The organism is Pseudobdellovibrionaceae bacterium (assembly GCA_020635075.1).
Lineage (GTDB): Bacteria > Bdellovibrionota > Bdellovibrionia > Bdellovibrionales > UBA1609 > JADZEO01.
Map to the genome: position 1 here is coordinate 200,960 of JACKAM010000004.1, position 18,035 is coordinate 218,994.

Genomic DNA, 18,035 nt, shown 5'->3' on the forward strand with positions numbered 1-18,035 from the left:
CGCCCTTATAAATACGGATCAGATTGAACCAGATAGTTTTCTACATAATCGGCAACACCTTTTTCCAGGGACCATTGGGGCTGACTCAGGCCTTCGGCAAAAGCCTTTTCCATATTAGCTTCTGTGAAATACTGGTACTGGTCGCGGATATCAACAGGAACATCTATCCACTCAATTTTCAGCTTCTGTCCCAAGGAGGAAAAAACTGCTTGAGCGAGGTCCAGCCAAGTCCGTGCTTTGCCAAATCCCTGGTTGTAAATCCCGTTGCGAATGCCGCCTTTGGACTCATAGATTTCAACCATCCAACGAGTGATATCTTTAACATAAACAAAATCGCGGAGTTGTTTGCCGTCCTCATAGTTTGCATTGTGCGATTTAAATAGGCGAAGTTGTCCGGTCTCTTCAATTTGCTGAAATGCCTTAAATGCCACACTTGCCATCGGACCTTTGTGATACTCGTTCGGTCCATAGACGTTAAAAAAGCGCAGTCCTTGCCAGTGGGGGGGGTGGCTTTCCTGTTTTAGAGCCCAAATATCAAAATCAAGCTTGGACTTTCCATAAAGATTAAGGGGGGTGAAGGACTCGGGGTCTGTTCGGTCGCAAAATCCCTGGGAGCCGTCCCCGTAGACAGCGCCACTACTGGCATATTGAAAGGGAATTTGGTGTTTGGTGCAAAACTCAAATAGGTGACGGGTGTACTCGGTATTATTTTTTCTTAAGTATTCGGCATTTTTCTCGGTAGTTGAGGAGCAGGCGCCCATGTGAAAGACAGCCTCAAGATCTTTGGCTACGGTCGAGAGATGTGAGGTGAGGTGATCGGCCGGGACAAAGTCCTTAAAGGTTCGCTTCCGCAGGTGGTCCGATCTGTCTTTGGGCTCAATATGGTCAGAGACGAGCAGGTCCGTACGTCCTCTCTGGTTGAGTTCCCATACCAACGCACTACCAATAAAGCCTGTGGCCCCTGTCACCAGAATCATAATCCACTCCTTGGGGGTAGCCTTATCATTATTATGGGAGAATGCGAACTAAATATCTTCCTTGTGGCCGTCAACTAAGGTCAGGAAGGACTCAATCAGATGACGATTTCTGCCGGGGATTTGGGGCTCAGTGGCAGAGGAGGCCTGGTCAGGTCGAATGCTCTGATTAATGATGAACTCGTCCATGACCTGCTGAATCTCAGAGTTGGAAAACCCAGCTTTCTTAGACTCCATGATCTCGCCCACAATGTGGATGAGGGCATTGCCCGTAATGCGGTCCTCGCGGTTGAGCACGGTGGCCCGTTGGTAGAGCTGATCAAGTAGGGCCTTTTTACCCTTTCCTGATCGGCGGATGGAGATCGTGATCAGGTGGAGATAATCGTGCTTGAGTGTGTCGAGGCGGCGGCGGAGTGCGGGGGTCAACTTGGAATCCTTTCGCCCCGCATACTCCGAAAGCATGGATTTGAACAACTCGGAGGTCGGATACTCAGCCGTCTCCATATCTTCCATGTGATCATGATAAAACTGGATCAAATTACGAACCAGAGTCCTCATATTTAAGACGGCAGGACGGTTAACCCCATCGGCCACTTTTTGTGCCTCTTTTCGGGTTTTAACTCTCTCCAGGGCGGTAAAGTTCAAGTAGAGCTTCTCCACATCCCGGCCATAACGCTTCATCAAATTTTCAATTTCCTTTTCTGGAAATCCAAGTTGATGGAGGAATTCTTGGCGCAGATTCTTCTGAACCTGATGATCAAACCTTCTGATAGCGGGGTGGCGGTGAAACCTCTCTAGGGGGAGCCGCTTTCCGGTTTCCAAGTAATGGACGATTTGGGCAAATGCCTGCATCATCAGTCGGGCCTTGGGGATTTGCTGATTCAGATTTGTTGAAAACCTCTCCACATCATCATAGCGATACTGGTCGTGGCGAATGCCAAACTGGCGTACGCTTCCGTAGTCAATGATTCCACCGTTGGCCAGAACATTGTCTCCATCCCAATCCAGCCAGGCAAAAATATAGTGGCGATCGAGTCGAGCCACGAATTTGGCGAAAGCGGAACAGACTTCCCGTAGCATCAGCCTGTATTTGTTTTTTTGGTGAATACCAAATTTCCATTCGCGATTTCGATGCTGTCTGACAATCAAGTAGTCCACCGCACGCCTCAGAGCTGCTCGATCTTTTTGCTTTAAAAACAAAAACAAGTGGGCCGGTCGAATGAGATTGGGGGCCGCTCGTACGCCGATTCCCAATCCGTCGCCAAGATCAATAACTGTTAACATTCGTTCTGTAATCAAGCCCTGGCGGTGAAAAATTTCGGCCATTATCGATGCGCCATAGAGCTCATCTATCTCGGCCATGCCGCATCCGTAGCCAAAATCCGTTGACCCACTCTGTAGAGGCTTGCCAGCCTCTACAGCTCCTGGAGCCAGACGGGTAACTCCAATTCCCCGGCTACTTACATCCCAGATTCGATTTTTTCCTTTAAACACTCCATTCCAAATACATCGGCCGTCACCGCTAGTTTTGCCCTGTTTGTTCTGATGTTGGAGCTGCAGATAGCGGGTGGCCATGTGCGGGTAGGGTTTAATTTTCGACTTGGGAAATTGCACACCTTGTTCCTGGTCATACTCATTGATGATTCGAATACTAAAAGTTTCAATGATCTTTTTGCGCAGAGCCGGAGTGAGCTGATTAGGATGATCTTGTGCAATGAGCCCCATGTCTTTGGCCAAGTCAAAATTGAAATAGGCAACTTTGCCATCCGGGAGAACACGAACATTGTAAGGCACGTATCCCTCAGGAACCTCATCCATCCAGGGATGTCGGCCGTCGAGTTGATCAAAGGAGGAATAATCAACATCTGATGATTCTACGGGACGAACTTGCTGCAAAGTCTTGAGGCTTGTTCGTGAGAGCTTCTTTTGGCTCAAGACGAAACACTCCTTTGGTTGAGGTCCATGTCACATCACGAACCACTTATCGGCACAAAACCGTGAGGGCTTCATATCTTGAGCGATATTAAGTGCTTAAGATGAAAATTGCCTTCCTCTGATGCTCTATCAGAGGAATTCCACTGCGGCGAAACCACCGAAATCAGTGGAAAAATTGGTTACCTGACCTTTGTAGAGGCGAGCCACGACATTTTGGATTTTATCCTGGTAGACATAAAATCTGAGATCAAACTTCCACCCCTTGGGATCGACGTCCTTTTGGCGAAATTTAGGCTCCGGAGCGGGCGCAAACTCCTGAACCAGGAAGTCCTCATCAAGTGCCCGCTGAAACACCGTGCGGGAGATGCGTTCCCCTCGATAGACAGACTTCCCACCATACTGGTTTTTGGGTTTGAAAAACAGTCGCTTACGTTCCGCCCAAAGGGAATCAGGGTTTTCATAGCTGCGCGCCTCACGGGTCGGCAAGACGAACTGATTGATTGCATCCCAGTCAGCAGAATCCGATCCGATCCCTTGCTGAAAGCTTTGGGAACCCAGTTCAATCATGCGGTACTTGTCGGCCAGGACAAGATACTCATATGGGTTGGGACTAAACAGACACCAGCCTTGCATGAAAGCCTGGCGAAGATGAATTGACTCTGGACGATTGAGATAAAAGTCACAATATCGATTATAGAGGAAATCAATTTTTTCTCCCCCAGGAGTAAGGAGAGCCTGCCGGTCCTTATCAATCTTCAGTTTTTCAAATGATACAATCTCTGGTTCCCATTTCCACTTGGTGAACAAATCCTTGTACATAAGGAATTCGATGTAACGATTTTGCTCTTCAATCTTCTCATCTGTGATGACAATTTTGCGAGGTTCTCCGTTGCCTCCATAGAAAAGGCGATACTCCTCAACAAAGGATTGTTTCAGTTGGTCCAGTGAGGGCGGGGTTAGTCGGTAGGTGTCGCCGTGGCAACGGTGTATGACGTCAGTGATGAGGTACATTGCCGCATTTGTATTAACCTCGATCAGGCTGTCTTTTGTTTCGCCGGAGTGAAAATCATAGGCCATTAATACTGAATTGTTTTTGGTTGGGTGAGTGAGTAGTTCGGAGTCTTTGGTTGCAATTGCCTGTCGAAACTTAGCGGACCGGGAGAGATGATAGAGTTGGTGAACTGCCTCCCGGGCCCGGTCGAGAACTTTGCTAGGAAGTTGAATAACATATGGAGATACGGTCTTCCGTAAGTCCATATGTTGGGCAATAGGTAAAGAGGAGGGGTACTCCTCTTTCATTATCGATTCAAAACACTGGTAAAATTCAGAAGGCATTTAGCCGGCAGTTACGTGCTTTTCGCCTGGCTTCCAGCCAGCGCCGCACAACTCTCCCGTCTTAAGGCCAGTCAGCACCCTCAGGATTTCATTGGCGTCACGACCCACGTTGAGATTGTGAATACCCATGTACTGAATCACACCTTCAGGGTCGATGACGAAGGTACCGCGAGTGGCAATACCGGCATCTTCCAAAAGGACACCATAGTCGCGAGAAATCCTCTTGGTCACATCGCCAATGAGTGGGTAGTGAAGGTCTCCCAAATCATCCTTAATCCAGCGACGGTGAGAATGAACAGAATCAATAGAGACACCAATCACTTCTGCGCCAGCTTCCTTGAACTTAGGCAAAAAGTCGCGAAACTGGGTGATCTCAGTTGGGCAAACAAAAGTGAAATCAAGAGGGTAAAAATAGAGCACCACCCATTTACCTTTGTAATCTGAAAGACTGATATCTTTAAAGTCTCCACCATCGACAACGGCAGGCGCTTTAAACTGGGGTGCAGGTTGACCGATCATTGGCATTTGAACTCCTCCTAATTTAACGCTTAACACCAAAGTACAACTCAGATATAGAGCAAATTTTTGCCACAAAACCGGAAAGGCTGCAAGGTATCAACCACATGGAAGCCGCTGGAATGCATGGAATCTTACGTACTGCATCGTCGGGCGTTGTGGATTGTAAGCACCTATTTGAAGGCCCTCTTCACAAAATTGGATTTCGGATAGGCACTATGATTAACCTGTGGGATAGAGCAGAGAGCTTAGGGGGTCAAATTTGAAGCTGGTGACTTGGAATGTGAATGGAATAAGGGCCTGCGCTAAAAAGGGTTTGCTCGAATATTTGGAGCGGGAAGACCCGGATATCTTGTGCATTCAGGAGACCAAGGCTCATCCCGAACAGCTGGACGAGAGCCTTCTTCATCCTCCCGGCCGCTCGGCCTATTGGTCGTCCGCCCTCAAGCGTGGCTACAGTGGAACGGTCACCTACACCAAAAGAGAGCCCGACTCCATTCAACATGGGATTCGCGTGCGAAAGTTCGACTCTGAAGGGCGTTTTGTTGTGACCCAGTATCCGGACTTTCTTCTCTACAACGTTTACTTCCCAAACGGGGCGGCCAGCGAAGAGCGACATGACTTTAAACAGGAGTTTTTGGAGAAGTTTCGCCGTCATTTGGCGAAAAGGATTGCTGAAGGATTGGAAGTCATTGTTGTTGGCGATTATAACGTCGCCTACAGGGAGACTGATGTCTTTGATCCCGTTCGTCTTAGCAAGGTCAGCGGATTTTTACCCGAGGAAAGGGAATGGTTTGGCCGCTTTCTGGAAACGGGCTTTGTCGATTTGTTCGTCCATTTTCATCCGGAAAAAAAGGACCAATATACATGGTGGTCCTATCGGGAGAACGCGCGCATTGCTAACCGGGGGTGGAGAATTGATCATATCTGTGTCACTCCCGGACTCGTGTCTCGTGTTCAGGACATTGAAATTCAGGATCAACAACTGGGCTCGGATCACTGTCCAGTTAAAGTTGTGATGGAGCTATAAGTGTTATTCTATTTGATTTTTATATTTACCGTTATGCCCCTTGTGGAACTGTTCTTCTTGATCCGTGCCGGGCAGATTATCGGTCTGTGGAATACCATAGCCGTCGTCATGGTGACAGGAATACTGGGGGCTTCGTTTGCCCGCAGTCAAGGGAGGTTAATTTGGAAAGAGGTGAATGAAAAATTGGCCCGAGGGGAAATGCCAGCGGACACGGTGTTTCATGGCTTTCTAGTTTTTGCTGGCGGGCTCCTTTTGATCACTCCGGGCTTTGTAACTGACTTCATCGGTCTTTCCATGGTGATGCCAGGTCCTCGCCACGTTATCCTACGGATTCTCAAGCAGGCCGTGGAAAAGAGAATGCAAAGCGGCCAAATTCGCTTTTATCAATCCAACATCCATTCCCAGACCATTCATCAAAATGTGAGAGATGAAAGTTCTCGGCCAGTTCGGGAAGTCATCGACATCGAAGCTGAAGAAAAAGAGTGACCTTTACTGGGAAAACCACAGCTGGGCGACATAGGCCACGTATAGGGCCAGAAAAACGACCCCAATGGGGCGGGTGAGGGTGCGTTTGCCAATGAAGTAAGCGGGAATCAGAGCTACCGTCACTCCCAGCATCCACAAGAAATCCATTTGTAGCATACGAGGATGAACCTCTAGGGTTTTAAAGCTGGCGGCCGCACCTGTGACCATAAGAGTATTAAAGATATTTGAGCCGATCACATTGCCGACGGCGATTCCGCCTTTGCCTCTTAGTGCTGCTATGGACGAGGTGGCCAATTCCGGCAGACCTGTTCCCACCGAAACGATAGTGAGGCCGATGAACCTTTCGCTAAAACCAAAAAACCGGGCGATAGAGATACTTCCCTCTAGAGCCAAGTGCGCTCCACCCATTAAGGCGAGAAGGCCAAGACACAAATAGCCCAAATCCCAACCCAAATGCTTAAGCTGTTCCATGGTTTCTTCTTCGTCAGGATGAACATCGATGCCAAATCGACGACGAGACTTTATGACGGAAAAAACCATAAAGCCGACAAACAGGGCCAAGAACAGAGCCCCTTCCCATTGGTAAATAAGGGAGTCACCACTAAACACCCACATCAGGGCGCAAACTATAATCAAAAAAGGGATTTCCAGGCGAATTTGACTGGGAATAATGCGGTTCACACGAATGAGGGAGGCAACCCCTAAGATGACTAAGATGTTAAAGATGTTAGAGCCAAGCACGTTGCCAATGGCGATGTCAGGGGATCCACGATGGGTGGCCATGACCGACGTGATCATCTCGGGAACGGAAGTGCCGGCGGCAATGATAGTTAGGCCAATGACAGCGGGGCTCACGCGAAACCGACAGGCCAGACTAACAGCAGAGAGGACCAGCCAATCTCCGCCAAACAACAAGAGTCCAAATCCAAGAATGACTGAGCCCGCGGGGAGAAGAAGTTCCATTAACATTCCTAGCCAGAAAGCGTTCCTTTGCGGCAGATATAACACAAAGGCCTGCGGGTCTCACATAAAAGTGGTCTCAGGATAAAAAAATGGGCCAGGTTTTCTTGGAGAGAAATGGCCAAGGTTTGCTCCAATTGGTAGGATTTGAATAGGAGATGAAATCGATAATGAATAGAGGCCTAACATGCCTGATTGTTTTATCTGTTATGATTTTGAGCTCACAGGCTCAAGCACTTTGTGTAAGTGCCTTTGAGGCCAACCTACGTAAGGGTCCTGGGGGAAAGTTTCCGATTTCTTGGGTGGTCGGGCGCTACACGCCGCTGATAAAGTTGGAATCTAAAGGACGTTGGTATCGAGTGGAAGACCAAGATGGTGAGAAGCATTGGGTGTCCGCAAGTCTGGTGACGACCAGTTACCAATGCGTTTCAGTAAAGGGAGCAACAGCTAATCTTCGGTCTGGTCCAGGTACTAACTTTTCTGGAATTCATTACGGGTTTGCAGACAAGTACACTCCCTTCAAGCGCATCAATTTAAAAAATGACTGGTACCAGGTCGAGGATGAAGCAGGATATAAATTTTGGGTCCACAACTCTACGGTATGGCGCCCCGTAACCGTCAGCAAGATCGGTTTCTAACCTCGCGTACCTATTAGAATACCATTTAAATATAAACACTTAGGCTAATAGTGCTCAATTTTTAACCAGACCGAAGGGGTGGTGTGTCTCAATGTGAAACACAATGGGGAATTGCGTTTAAAAAACCTGAAATTAAATTTAAGATTAGATGCTTTTGATTTTAGGCAACCCGCGCAATGAGACAGAATTTTGTTGCAAGTCAAAGGCTTAGAGGATTTAAGAGGTTTTAAGAAAAATTCTTGCCAAGGCCACGATGGCTATGTGTAAATAGTTCAGTTCCATTTTGGCACTATGAACACAGCAAGGGGAGGGAGCTAGAATGAGCAACTTGCCAAATGACTTGATTACCAAGTGTCGACAAAAGCTTCTTGATGCCAAAGCCGAATTGCTCAACCGGGTTAAGGAAGCGCGCATGGATTTGCATACTTCTGAAGATCGCGGGGGAGACGAGGGCGACCAGACGATGAGAGCACTGGCTGAAAGTGAATTCCTCAGCATGACAGAGCGTTTGCGTAAGCAGCTGATGGAAATCGAAATTGCGCTTTCCCGAATTGAAAATGGCAATTACGGTATTTGTGAAGAGACCGAAGAGCCCATTGAGCCGGATCGCTTGTTGGCGATTCCCTGGACCCGCCTCAGTATTGAAGGCGCAGAGATTCGCGAGAGCCTTAGGAAGAAGTACGCTCGATAATCATCCGCTGCTCAGATTCTTTTTGTTCCAAAACTTGTCTTTTGATCTCAAGGGCCGTGTACAAGCGGCCCTTGTTTGCACCAGGACAAAAGTCCACCACGTCCTTGCGCCAGGCCTTGGGGTTCATGACTTCGGGCCAAAAGGGCCATGTTCGACATTGGGTGGGTCGTCCCTTGTAAACCCTGCATTTGTTGTTCTCTAAAAACAAACACTCCGGACCATCAGGGTTTTCTTTTAGAAAGTAAAAGCCGTCTTCCTTGCCCGTGTATCTGCGGGTGAACTCCTGGGTCGTCATCTTAAGTTCGCGGGCCAGATCACGACGGTCCTGAAGAGTCAGGTAGACATAACCCCACTGCCCTCGAGAGATGCAGCAGCGGCCGCTATTCTGACAACTAAATCTTAATCCATCACGATAAAAGGGTTTATGAGCCATTGTATAATCCTACCCGTGTGAGATGGGTTTCGGGTGGAGTCCATTGGTGATCGCCGACCATCCGCACATGCGATAGAGAAGGCGGGCGCCGACATTTCCATCCCATTCGTCACCATCGGGGCCTGGAGCCACCTCACAAAGGTCAAAGCCGACGATTGTTCGTCCCGACTGGCCAAGGGCGTTTAACAAAAAGAGCATTTCTGAAAAGTGCAATCCCCCGGGCACTGGAGTGCCAGTGTGAGGACAAAACTCGGGAGATAGTCCGTCAATATCCAAAGAGAGGTAGATGTACTCGGGAAGTCCGTATAGAATATCGTCACAAACGGCCTTCCAGGTCTCGCCGGAGTAAAGACGGCGTTTGATGTCCTCACCGAATACCGGGCGAATTCGGTCGTCCCGCTGAATGAAATCAGCCTCTTCCCAACAGAGGTCACGAATTCCCACTTGCACCAATTTTTGTGGGGCGAAGTCAGAAGTCATCACATTGTACATGATAGAAGCGTGGGAATAGGTAAACCCCATGTAGGCTTTGCGAAGATCAGCATGAGCGTCGATATGGATGATGGCGTAGTCTTTGCCGAGATCCTCAGCGACAGCTTTAATCGCACCCAGCGGAGAGGAGTGATCTCCACCGACGATACCCAAGAGCTTGCTTTCATCACGGATAATTCTCTTAGCCCCTTGGTAAACCCACTCGACCATCTCTTTGCATCCTTCATTGACCCGGTGTTGGTAGCCCGCCCCATGGTCGGACAGCACTCCGTCCTCCAGCTCTTCCCGCACTCTTTGTGCGAAAGGCTTGAGTTCGTTGTTGAGAGCGAGGATTTTCTGATTGATCGACTCCATGTAAAAACCAGCGATATAGGTCTTACCGAGTTCCACATCGAAGAGATCCAGTTGAGAGCTGGCCTGACGAATGGCATCGGGGCCACGAGATGTCCCGCCTCCATAGGAAGTGGTCACCTCCCAAGGGACGGGTATGAGAATCACTTTGGCGTCGTGACGCTTGATCGGCAAACCAAAAATACCGAAGTCGGCTGACAGAGGTGCACTGGGATTAAAGGGTTCCATGTTTTTCCTCTCTTTTATCCTGTGAGTCCTCGATAGAGGACAAAGCCAACAATTATTAGGACTCCAAAAACAAGGGTGAACCGCTCCAAATACTTGTCCAAAAGTTCACGGACTTTGGGGCCGAAAAAGTACAGGCAAATGCCAATGATTCCAAACCTCATGCCTCGGCCTACTAGTCCGCCCACAACCATCGGTGCAATGCCAACATTTGCGATTCCCCCAGCGATGGCAAAGACTTTGTATGGGATTGGGGTAAAGCCAGCCAGAAATATGGCCAGGTAGGCGTTGTCCTGGAACTTTTCAAGGACAATATTAAGCTTTTCCGGGGCAAACACATAGGCAAAGAAAAAATCCTGTGTAGCCTCCCAAAATAGCCGTCCCAAAAGGTACCCGCCCAGGGAGCCGAGGACAGAAAATAAAGTGGCTATGACTGAAAACCACAGAGCCTTTTTAGGTTTGGCCGTTCCCATGGCAGCCAACAGAGGATCAACTGGGAGGGGGAAAAAAAAGGCCTCGATAAAAGCCAATCCGGCGAGAGCCGCGCTGGCGTGACGGTGATCGGACCACTTCATCAGCCAGTCGTACATACGTCTGACCCATCCCATTCCAGGAATGGATGAGGAAGAAGAGGTGGTTGAACTCATTGTGCAGTCTTTCCAGTTGAGGGGGTCACATCCGCCCTTTGTATCAGAGTCTTTACACGCCTCCATTGTTTCTTGCTCGCTATCTCGAGTCACCGAATCAAGGCGCTGACGCACAAAGACCAACGTGAGGTTTGCACCACCTTGAGAACCTAATCAACTTGAATAATTTTTTTACTCAGATAAATTGAGGAGCTTGAAGATGTTGGCGCGTAGCATCGGCGCGCGCATTTCAGTCGCGGGGTAGTAGAGGGGTCACTCCTTCACTGGGGCGACAGATACAAAGGGGAGAAATATGAAAATGATGAAACTCGGTCTTGTTGCCGTGAGCTTGGCGAGTGCCATGTGGGCAGGGGCTGCACCGAAGAAAATCGGCAACCCAATTATCGGTAACGCTAAGGCCCCTCAGGGGGGGACTTTCTATTACGTGCTCAATGCGGAGCCGGAAAAACTCAATCCGCTGACAAGTACTGATAACTACGCTTCGCACGTCCATCAATTTGTAATTGATGGCTTGATGACCACAAACATTGAAACCTACGAAATGGACCCTGCCTTGGCCACATCCTATGAAGAGGACCCAAAAGGCCTTTGGTACATCTTTCATTTACGAAAAGATGCGAAATGGCATGATGGTAAGCCGGTTACAGCTGAGGATGTAAAGTTCAGCTTCGATGCTATTGCAAACCCCGATTTGAAGTTCGACACAGCTCACATTCGGCCCTACTTCGAAAATATTGAGAAAGCGGAAGTGATTGATACCCACACCGTTAAATTTATCATCAAGAAGAAGTACTTTAACAACTTTAAGGTACTGGCCAGCGGTGGCTTCATGGCTATTGTCCCCAAGCACGTCTACGGTGATGCCAGTAAGAAGAACACGAAAGTTCTGGTCGGCTCAGGCCCCTATATGGTGGACCGCTACGACAAGGGCAAGGGTTTAGTTCTGAAGAGAAACCCCAACTGGTGGGGGAACTCAGATCCCATCTATTCAGGGCATTTCAAGTGGGAAAAAATTCAATTTCGATTTGTGAAAGAGGAAATGGCCCAGTTGGCTCGCCTGGAAAAAGGCGAAATTGACTTTCTTAGCGAAATGACTCCTGAGGCCTACATGCAAAAGACCAATCACGAACCCTGGGGAAAGACGGCGCTCAAGAAGAAGGTGGACCACAAGGGTCCCCGCCCCTATGGCTTTGTGGGTTGGAATTTTAAAAACCCCATTTTTGCCGAGAAAGACGTTCGTATTGCCTTGGCTCACCTGATGAACCGCAAATTGATGATTGAAAAATTCCGCTTTGGAATGTCCATGGAGGCCACGGGCCCCTGGTACCAGCAGAGCCCCTATGCGAATAAAAAAGTGAAGCCCATCTCTTTTAACCCCAAGAAGGCCCTTTCATTGTTAAAGGCCGCTGGCTGGGACGATAAGGATAAGGATGGAGTCTTGGAAAAAGGAGATCAGAAGTTCAAGTTTACCCTGATGATGGCCTCCAAGGACGCGGAAAAGTACATGACGATTTACAAAGAGGACCTGAAAAAGGCCGGAATCGACATGGAAATTAAGATCGTCGAGTGGAACACCTTTGTGAAGGCTTTGGACGACAAGAAGTTTGATGCAGTCATGCTTGGTTGGGGTGGCGGAAGTGTGGACAACGATCCCAAGCAAATTTGGCACTCCTCCAGTGCTCAAGCAGGGGGTTCGAACTTTATCTCATACGCCAACCCGACAGTGGATAAGTTGATTGATGAGGGTCGTCAAGAACTTGACCGCAACAAGCGGATTCAGATCTATCAAAAGATCTACAAGGAAATTGCCGACGACGCTCCTTATGCCTTCTTGTTCAATAACAAGTACTTCCTCTATGCACATACTTCTAAAATGAAGATGGACAAGCCGACCTACTCTTATGGTGTTGGCTATGAAACTTGGTGGATTAAACAGGATTGATGTTTGATTAAGAACATCTGGTCGCTTAAGAGGCGGCCAGATGCTAAAGGGCACAACAAATGTTTAAATACGTACTTCGTCGCTTGATTATGATGATCCCCACTCTGATAGGGATTACCATCCTGTCTTTTGTTATCATCAACCTGGCGCCGGGAAGTCCCATTGAGCAGAAAATCATGCAATTGCGCTTTGGTGGGGCGATGGGCGCTGGAGCTGCCGGTGGCCAGAGTGACATGGGTGTGTCCACCGATGTTCTAGAGGCCCTTAAGAAACAATATGGTTTTGATAAGCCCATGCACGTTCGCTACGGGATTTGGCTTAAGAATATTGTTACACTGGATTTTGGCGAGAGTTTTAGCTACGAGGAGCCGGTTGTCGATGTCATAGCCAGCAAGTTCCCCGTTTCTCTTCAGTTTGGGGTGATATCGCTGCTGTTGACCTATCTGGTCTGTATTCCCCTGGGGATCGCTAAGGCAGTTAAGGACGGGTCCACGTTTGATATGGCGACCAGTGTTTTTCTCATGTTCCTTTACTCCATACCTCCTCTGATTTTGGCAATCTTATTGCGGGTGTATTTGGCGGGCGGAGCCTTTTTGGACTGGTTTCCTTTGGGTGATTTGTACTCTGATAATTACTACGACATGAGCACTTGGGATCAGATTGTTGATCGGATTCACCATTTCGTCTTGCCCTTGATTTGTTATGTGGTGGGCAACTTTACCGTTTTGACCTTCCTGATGAAGAACTCACTGATCGAGGAAATTAAGCTTGATTATGTGCGCACGGCCCGAGCCAAGGGTCTTCCAGAGAAGGTGGTCTACTACAAGCACGCTCTTCGGAATGCTTTGATTCCCATTGCCACCGGTCTTGCGTCCTTCTTGGGGTTCTTTTTTGCCGGGTCAGTAATCATTGAACAAGTATTTAATCTCGATGGTATGGGCCTCTTAAGTTACAAGGCCGCCCTTGACCGGGACTACAATGTCATCATGGGTTTGATTTTCTTTCAGAGTTTATTGATGCTAGTGGGGCGATTTCTAAGTGATATCAGCTACACCTTGATTGATCCGAGGATTGACTTCACATGATCGAAAGAATGATCAAAAATGACCTGACCTTAAAACGCTGGCGGCGTTTTAAAAAGCTTAAGCGGGCAGTGATCTCTGCCTGGGTTTTGGTATTTTTGCTCTTCCTGAGTTTGACTGCTGAGTTTTGGGCCAATTCCAAGCCCATCATCATGAGTTATAAGGGTTCCATTTACTTTCCTGTGGTCCGAACTTATCATCCGACAATATTTGAACAGACGGATATCTTTGTTACCAACTACCGGCGCCTCGAATTCAAGGATGGGGATTGGGCAGTTTGGCCTTTGGTCAAGTGGGATCCGCTGGAATCCAATAAGGAAGTGGCCACCTATCCAGGATCTCCCTCATTGGTGAACTGGTTTGGTACTGATGATCGGGGGCGCGACGTGCTCTCCCGGTTGATCTATGGATTTCGCTACAGTATTGGCTTTGCGGTTCTGGCTTGGTTTTTTTCCTATTTCCTCGGAGTCATCGTTGGTTCGATTATGGGATTTGTCGGTGGACGGACAGATTTGGTGGGCCAAAGGGTGGTGGAAGTATTTGAGTCCATGCCAATTTTTATTTTGTTAATTACCCTGGTCTCCATATTTGGTGCGGGCCTGTGGACACTGGTGATTTTTTCGTCGATCTTTGGTTGGATGATGATTTCTCTCTATATTCGCGGGGAGTTTTTGAAGCTCCGTAAGAGGGAGTTTGTTGAGGCTGCTCGGGCACTAGGGGTGTCGCGCATGCAGGTGATTTTTAAGCATGTACTTCCTAATGCCCTAAGCCCGATTGTGACCTTTTCCCCCTTTTCCATAGCGGGTTATATCTATTCACTGGCGGCTCTTGATTACCTGGGATTTGGTTTACCACCGCCGACGCCTAGTTGGGGAGAGCTCCTTCAGCAGGCAAACAACTACTTTACGATTGCTTGGTGGTTGGCTGTGTATCCATCTGTGGCGATGGTCCTCACTCTGACGGTTCTGAATCTGATCGGTGAGGGAGTTCGGGATGCTTTTGATCCTCGGAAGCTATAATTTCCTGAGCCGATCCGTCTGCTAAATCGGGCTGGGGCGTGCCGCTATTTTCCAAATAGGCTTTAAACAATGACTCTGCTTTGCGGCGAAAGCCCTCGCGTTCACTCAAACTGACAAACAAGGCGGTGAGAAAGATTGTCATGGGAATAGTGGCAAACATCGCGTTCTGCAACCATTGGCCACCTTCAATTCCTTTTTGTAGGGGAAGGGTAGCCAAAACGGCACAGGCAAGCCCACGGGGTCCCATGGATGTGATCACCATAGCATCAAGGCGCGGCCATTCTTTGGTGGAAAACAAAAGGCGAACGGCAAAGTATCTGGTGGCAAAAATGGCGGCGGTCAAAGCGAAGGCAATAAGAACAACCTGCAGGGACGAGAACTGAATAAGCAGACCCAAATAGATGAAGAAGAAAGTCCTTAAGATGAAAGTGATTTCACTAAGAATGCCCAGTTCATTTACTGAAACGGGCTCTCGACTGAGGAGGCTCTGTAGCCACTCGGGGAGCAGATCCAGGTTGGCGAGAGTAAAGCCAAGGGCCAATACACCAAGAGCTCCGTTGTACCCTGTGGCTTCAAAGACACCATAAGACAGTAGTGCCCAAGCCTCTCCAGCGAAAGTCATGGATACCACGGGGCCAAAGCGGCGACGTAAAAAAGCCCATAGGGTTCCAGAGCCTATGCCCATTAGAATGGCGAGCAGAGGTTTGGGACCAATGCCAACCAAGACTTCACGAGGGCTAAAGACGCCTGAGGCAATAGAGTCGGTGAGAACCAAAAACAGAACAATGATAATCACGTCGGTAAAAGCTGACTCCAGAGACAAAATGGTTTTGGTGTCATCGCGAACACTCAGGGGTTTAACCATGGGAATGACAATGGCCGAGGAAGTGCTGCCCAAACCAATTCCCAACAACAGGGCAATGTGCCAGGGCTGAAAGCCAAGCAAAAAGGCAATCGCGAATGCCGAGGTGGCTATCATTAGAAAACCAAGAATGGCGATCTTAAATGCGGGCAAACTGGAGCGCAAAAGATCTCGGGCGCTCAAGTGTAGACCACCCTCATAGAGAATCACCACCAGTGCCATGGTGGAAAGGATGGGTCCCACCTTGCCAAAATCGTCGGCCTTAAGGACTCCGAACACCGGGCCGGCCAGATAACCCATGATGACAAGGATGAGAAGATCAGGAATTTTGGTTTTTATGAATAACCAATTGAGGGCGTGACCGAGAAAAAACAAAACCGCCAGGCCAATGATCGCGTATGCCATGCAAGTCTCCCCTGTGAATCCCTGTATGTTAATTTAAACTAAATTAGGGGAAGTATCGAGGCAATCTTTTATCGTCTTCGGGCCAGGATCTATTCTGGGTCTTCTAAGTATGTGTAGCCAGACAGACCAACCTCAAAGTTTTTCATCAGCTGCCTAGCCTCTTGACGAGAAAGGCGACTTTCCGCAATTGCACACTCGGTCGCCTTGCGCATACTCTCCACCAATTCGCCTTTTTGGTATTCGACGTAAGAGAGTACTTCGGCAACCGTGTCACCCTCTACTACATGGTCCAGGGAGTAGCCATTTTCATTTACCGAGACGTGGACAGCGTCCGTATCTCCAAAAAGATTATGCAAATCGCCGAGAATTTCCTGATAAGCGCCGCACAGAAAGGCACCAAGATAATAGGGTTCGTCCTCTTTCAAAGAGTGAACTTCCAAATAATTCTGGATTTCACCATTACTGGTATCCGTAAATTTGGCGATCTTCCCATCTGAGTCACAAGTGAGATCAACAAGAGTGGCGCGGCGATCTGGTCTCTCGTCTAGGCGGTGAATGGGCAACACGGGAAAGATCTGATTGAGTGCCCAGGAGTCAGGAAGGGACTGAAAGACTGAGAAGTTACAGAAGTAGGTGTCCGAAAGTTCCTTTTCTAGTTCCCAAAAAATATCGTCTTCGCCAATCTCTTTGGCCATAGCAGCCATTTTGGTGGTGATCGCCCAACAAATGTCTTCCGCCTTGGCCCTTTGTTCGAGACTTAAAACTCCATAGGTAAAGAGTTGAAGGGTGTCGCGCTTTTTCTCGATGAGATCGTTGTAGCTTTCGTTGAAGTTTTTGGGCGTCAGACTAGAGAATATATCGATCAGGTCGCGAACCAGCCGGCCATCCTCAGCTGATTTTTCAAAAGGGATGTCCTTCTTGGCCAGCTCATTAAAGCCAAGGACATCAAAGACCAAAACGGCGCTATGAGCGACAGAGGCGCGGCCGGATTCGGTAACGATATTTGGGTGTGGCACACCTTTTTCGTCGCAAACACTTTGGAGAATGGAAACGATGTCATTTGCATACTCCTGTTCGCTGTAATCAGTCGAGCTTTCGCTACGTCCTGAGCCGTCGTAGTCCACCCCTAAACCACCACCTACATCGATATAGGTGGGCTTGGCGCCTAGGGCGTAGAGTTCAGTGAACAGGCGGGCTCCTTCCTTCATTGAGGCCTTAATGGCCTGAATAGATGGGATCTGCGACCCAATGTGGTAGTGAAGGAGAGCCAGACAGTCGATCATGTCTTCTTTTTTGAGCCTATCGACACAATCGACGATTTCCGAAGGCGTCAGGCCAAACTTAGAGCGGGCCCCAGATGATTCCACCCAACGTCCTGAGCCTTGGGTGTTGAGCTTGCCGCGTAAACCAATTTTGGGGCTAATTCCCAGGTTCTTGGCGACGGCTATAATCGTGTCCAGCTCGGATTTCCTGTCCACAACCACGATGGTTTCTCGTCCCATCTTGCGGGATAGCAGGGCTGTCTCGATATATTCCCAGTCTTTAAAGCCATTGCAAATTACCAGGGCATCCGTGGTGTCCATCAAAGCTAGGGCAACGAGGAGTTCGGGCTTACTTCCACACTCCAGTCCTAGGTGAGTGGCGCGGCCAAATGCCACCACTTCTTTGACCAGGTGACTTTGCTGGTTCACCTTGATTGGGTAAACACCGCGAAACTGTCCTTGGTAGCTGTGGTCGCTGGCGGCCTTTTCAAAGCACTGCGCAATCAGTTGAATGCGGGATTCAACAATATCAGGCAGACGAATGAGAATCGGTGGGCGAATACCCCGCTCGCGCAGATCCTGGACAAGGTTGTGCAAATCGAGGCGCGGTCCATTGGCACCCTTTGGGGAGACCTCAATGTTGCCCTTTTGGTTAATGCCGAAATAGGAAGATCCCCAAAGGTGGACCCCATAGAGTTCACTGCTGCGCTCAATTGACCAACTCATGACAACCCCCCAAGTAACAGGGCC

The 18,035-nt window shown here is 48.7% G+C and carries 17 protein-coding genes; 7 read left to right on the plus strand and 10 right to left on the minus strand.

Annotation, left to right across the window (positions count from 1 at the left end; genetic code table 11):
- Positions 1-5: 5 nt before the first annotated feature.
- The 4 genes from rfaD to H6624_18435 all read right to left on the minus strand — a co-directional run bounded on the left by rfaD (position 6) and on the right by H6624_18435 (position 4,769).
- On the minus strand, positions 6-977 hold the full coding sequence (gene rfaD / locus H6624_18420) for an ADP-glyceromanno-heptose 6-epimerase (protein MCB9086320.1): 972 nt from the start codon (positions 975-977) through the stop codon (positions 6-8).
- 48 nt (positions 978-1,025) lie between these two features.
- Positions 1,026-2,909, minus strand: coding sequence for a YdiU family protein (locus H6624_18425; GenBank protein MCB9086321.1), 1,884 nt, complete (start codon positions 2,907-2,909; stop codon positions 1,026-1,028).
- A 129-nt stretch (positions 2,910-3,038) separates the two neighbouring features.
- Positions 3,039-4,208 (minus strand): hypothetical protein, encoded by a 1,170-nt coding sequence (locus H6624_18430; GenBank protein MCB9086322.1) that lies wholly within the window; start codon positions 4,206-4,208, stop codon positions 3,039-3,041.
- A 36-nt stretch (positions 4,209-4,244) separates the two neighbouring features.
- Positions 4,245-4,769 carry a peroxiredoxin gene (locus tag H6624_18435; GenBank protein ID MCB9086323.1) on the minus strand — a complete coding sequence of 175 codons (525 nt, stop codon included), beginning with the start codon at positions 4,767-4,769 and terminating at the stop codon, positions 4,245-4,247.
- Between the two features lie 253 nt (positions 4,770-5,022).
- Here H6624_18435 and xth point away from each other — a divergent pair, with 253 nt between their 5' ends.
- Together xth and H6624_18445 are read left to right on the plus strand one after the other, a co-directional pair.
- Positions 5,023-5,790 (plus strand): exodeoxyribonuclease III, encoded by a 768-nt coding sequence (xth, locus tag H6624_18440; GenBank protein ID MCB9086324.1) that lies wholly within the window; start codon positions 5,023-5,025, stop codon positions 5,788-5,790.
- Positions 5,791-6,276, plus strand: a complete 486-nt coding sequence (locus H6624_18445) for an FxsA family protein (protein MCB9086325.1) — start codon at positions 5,791-5,793, stop codon at positions 6,274-6,276.
- A gap of 3 nt (positions 6,277-6,279) precedes the next feature.
- Here the strand turns inward: H6624_18445 and H6624_18450 are convergent, their stop codons facing one another.
- Entirely contained in the window at positions 6,280-7,239 is a 960-nt protein-coding gene (locus tag H6624_18450; GenBank protein MCB9086326.1) for a calcium/sodium antiporter, read from the minus strand.
- Positions 7,240-7,406: 167 nt separating this feature from the next.
- Between H6624_18450 and H6624_18455 the strand changes: the two genes are divergently transcribed.
- Entirely contained in the window at positions 7,407-7,874 is a 468-nt protein-coding gene (locus tag H6624_18455) for an SH3 domain-containing protein (protein MCB9086327.1), read from the plus strand.
- A 319-nt stretch (positions 7,875-8,193) separates the two neighbouring features.
- Positions 8,194-8,565 (plus strand): TraR/DksA family transcriptional regulator, encoded by a 372-nt coding sequence (locus H6624_18460; protein MCB9086328.1) that lies wholly within the window; start codon positions 8,194-8,196, stop codon positions 8,563-8,565.
- Here H6624_18460 and H6624_18465 read toward each other — a convergent pair.
- Genes H6624_18465 through H6624_18475 form a run of 3 tightly spaced genes read right to left on the minus strand, consistent with a single transcriptional unit; the run spans position 8,543 to position 10,713 of the window.
- Positions 8,543-8,998, minus strand: a complete 456-nt coding sequence (locus tag H6624_18465) for a YkgJ family cysteine cluster protein (protein ID MCB9086329.1) — start codon at positions 8,996-8,998, stop codon at positions 8,543-8,545. The two genes, H6624_18460 and H6624_18465, sit on opposite strands and share 23 nt — an antisense overlap.
- A gap of 9 nt (positions 8,999-9,007) precedes the next feature.
- Positions 9,008-10,069, minus strand: coding sequence for an agmatinase family protein (locus H6624_18470; protein ID MCB9086330.1), 1,062 nt, complete (start codon positions 10,067-10,069; stop codon positions 9,008-9,010).
- A gap of 14 nt (positions 10,070-10,083) precedes the next feature.
- Positions 10,084-10,713 carry a DedA family protein gene (locus tag H6624_18475; protein ID MCB9086331.1) on the minus strand — a complete coding sequence of 210 codons (630 nt, stop codon included), beginning with the start codon at positions 10,711-10,713 and terminating at the stop codon, positions 10,084-10,086.
- Positions 10,714-11,014: 301 nt separating this feature from the next.
- On the opposite strand from H6624_18475, the gene H6624_18480 reads away from it, so the two are divergent.
- From H6624_18480 to H6624_18490, 3 genes are read left to right on the plus strand one after another with little or no spacing between them, the layout of a single operon-like run.
- Positions 11,015-12,655 carry a peptide ABC transporter substrate-binding protein gene (locus H6624_18480; protein ID MCB9086332.1) on the plus strand — a complete coding sequence of 547 codons (1,641 nt, stop codon included), beginning with the start codon at positions 11,015-11,017 and terminating at the stop codon, positions 12,653-12,655.
- Positions 12,656-12,714: 59 nt separating this feature from the next.
- Positions 12,715-13,740: an ABC transporter permease subunit gene (locus H6624_18485; GenBank protein MCB9086333.1), complete on the plus strand. Its 1,026-nt coding sequence runs from the start codon at positions 12,715-12,717 to the stop codon at positions 13,738-13,740.
- Positions 13,737-14,756 carry an ABC transporter permease subunit gene (locus H6624_18490; GenBank protein ID MCB9086334.1) on the plus strand — a complete coding sequence of 340 codons (1,020 nt, stop codon included), beginning with the start codon at positions 13,737-13,739 and terminating at the stop codon, positions 14,754-14,756. Before H6624_18485 ends, H6624_18490 begins: the two co-directional genes overlap by 4 nt.
- Here H6624_18490 and H6624_18495 read toward each other — a convergent pair.
- Positions 14,689-16,023, minus strand: a complete 1,335-nt coding sequence (locus tag H6624_18495) for a cation:proton antiporter (GenBank protein MCB9086335.1) — start codon at positions 16,021-16,023, stop codon at positions 14,689-14,691. The two genes, H6624_18490 and H6624_18495, sit on opposite strands and share 68 nt — an antisense overlap.
- Positions 16,024-16,112: 89 nt before the next feature.
- Entirely contained in the window at positions 16,113-18,011 is a 1,899-nt protein-coding gene (speA, locus tag H6624_18500) for a biosynthetic arginine decarboxylase (GenBank protein MCB9086336.1), read from the minus strand.
- Between the last annotated feature and the right edge of the window lie 24 nt (positions 18,012-18,035).

Bases quoted from the DNA above. Each gene is read 5' to 3' on its own strand.
- H6624_18485 (MCB9086333.1), top strand. From the start codon at position 12,715: ATGTTTAAATACGTACTTCGTCGCTTGATTATGATGATCCCCACTCTG.
- rfaD (MCB9086320.1), bottom strand. From the start codon at position 977: ATGATTCTGGTGACAGGGGCCACAGGCTTTATTGGTAGTGCGTTGGTA.
- H6624_18490 (MCB9086334.1), top strand. From the start codon at position 13,737: ATGATCGAAAGAATGATCAAAAATGACCTGACCTTAAAACGCTGGCGG.
- H6624_18450 (MCB9086326.1), bottom strand. From the start codon at position 7,239: ATGGAACTTCTTCTCCCCGCGGGCTCAGTCATTCTTGGATTTGGACTC.
- H6624_18460 (MCB9086328.1), top strand. From the start codon at position 8,194: ATGAGCAACTTGCCAAATGACTTGATTACCAAGTGTCGACAAAAGCTT.
- H6624_18480 (MCB9086332.1), top strand. From the start codon at position 11,015: ATGAAACTCGGTCTTGTTGCCGTGAGCTTGGCGAGTGCCATGTGGGCA.
- H6624_18455 (MCB9086327.1), top strand. From the start codon at position 7,407: ATGAATAGAGGCCTAACATGCCTGATTGTTTTATCTGTTATGATTTTG.
- H6624_18430 (MCB9086322.1), bottom strand. From the start codon at position 4,208: ATGAAAGAGGAGTACCCCTCCTCTTTACCTATTGCCCAACATATGGAC.
- H6624_18465 (MCB9086329.1), bottom strand. From the start codon at position 8,998: ATGGCTCATAAACCCTTTTATCGTGATGGATTAAGATTTAGTTGTCAG.
- H6624_18435 (MCB9086323.1), bottom strand. From the start codon at position 4,769: ATGCCAATGATCGGTCAACCTGCACCCCAGTTTAAAGCGCCTGCCGTT.
- H6624_18475 (MCB9086331.1), bottom strand. From the start codon at position 10,713: ATGAGTTCAACCACCTCTTCTTCCTCATCCATTCCTGGAATGGGATGG.
- speA (MCB9086336.1), bottom strand. From the start codon at position 18,011: ATGAGTTGGTCAATTGAGCGCAGCAGTGAACTCTATGGGGTCCACCTT.
- H6624_18495 (MCB9086335.1), bottom strand. From the start codon at position 16,023: ATGGCATACGCGATCATTGGCCTGGCGGTTTTGTTTTTTCTCGGTCAC.
- H6624_18470 (MCB9086330.1), bottom strand. From the start codon at position 10,069: ATGGAACCCTTTAATCCCAGTGCACCTCTGTCAGCCGACTTCGGTATT.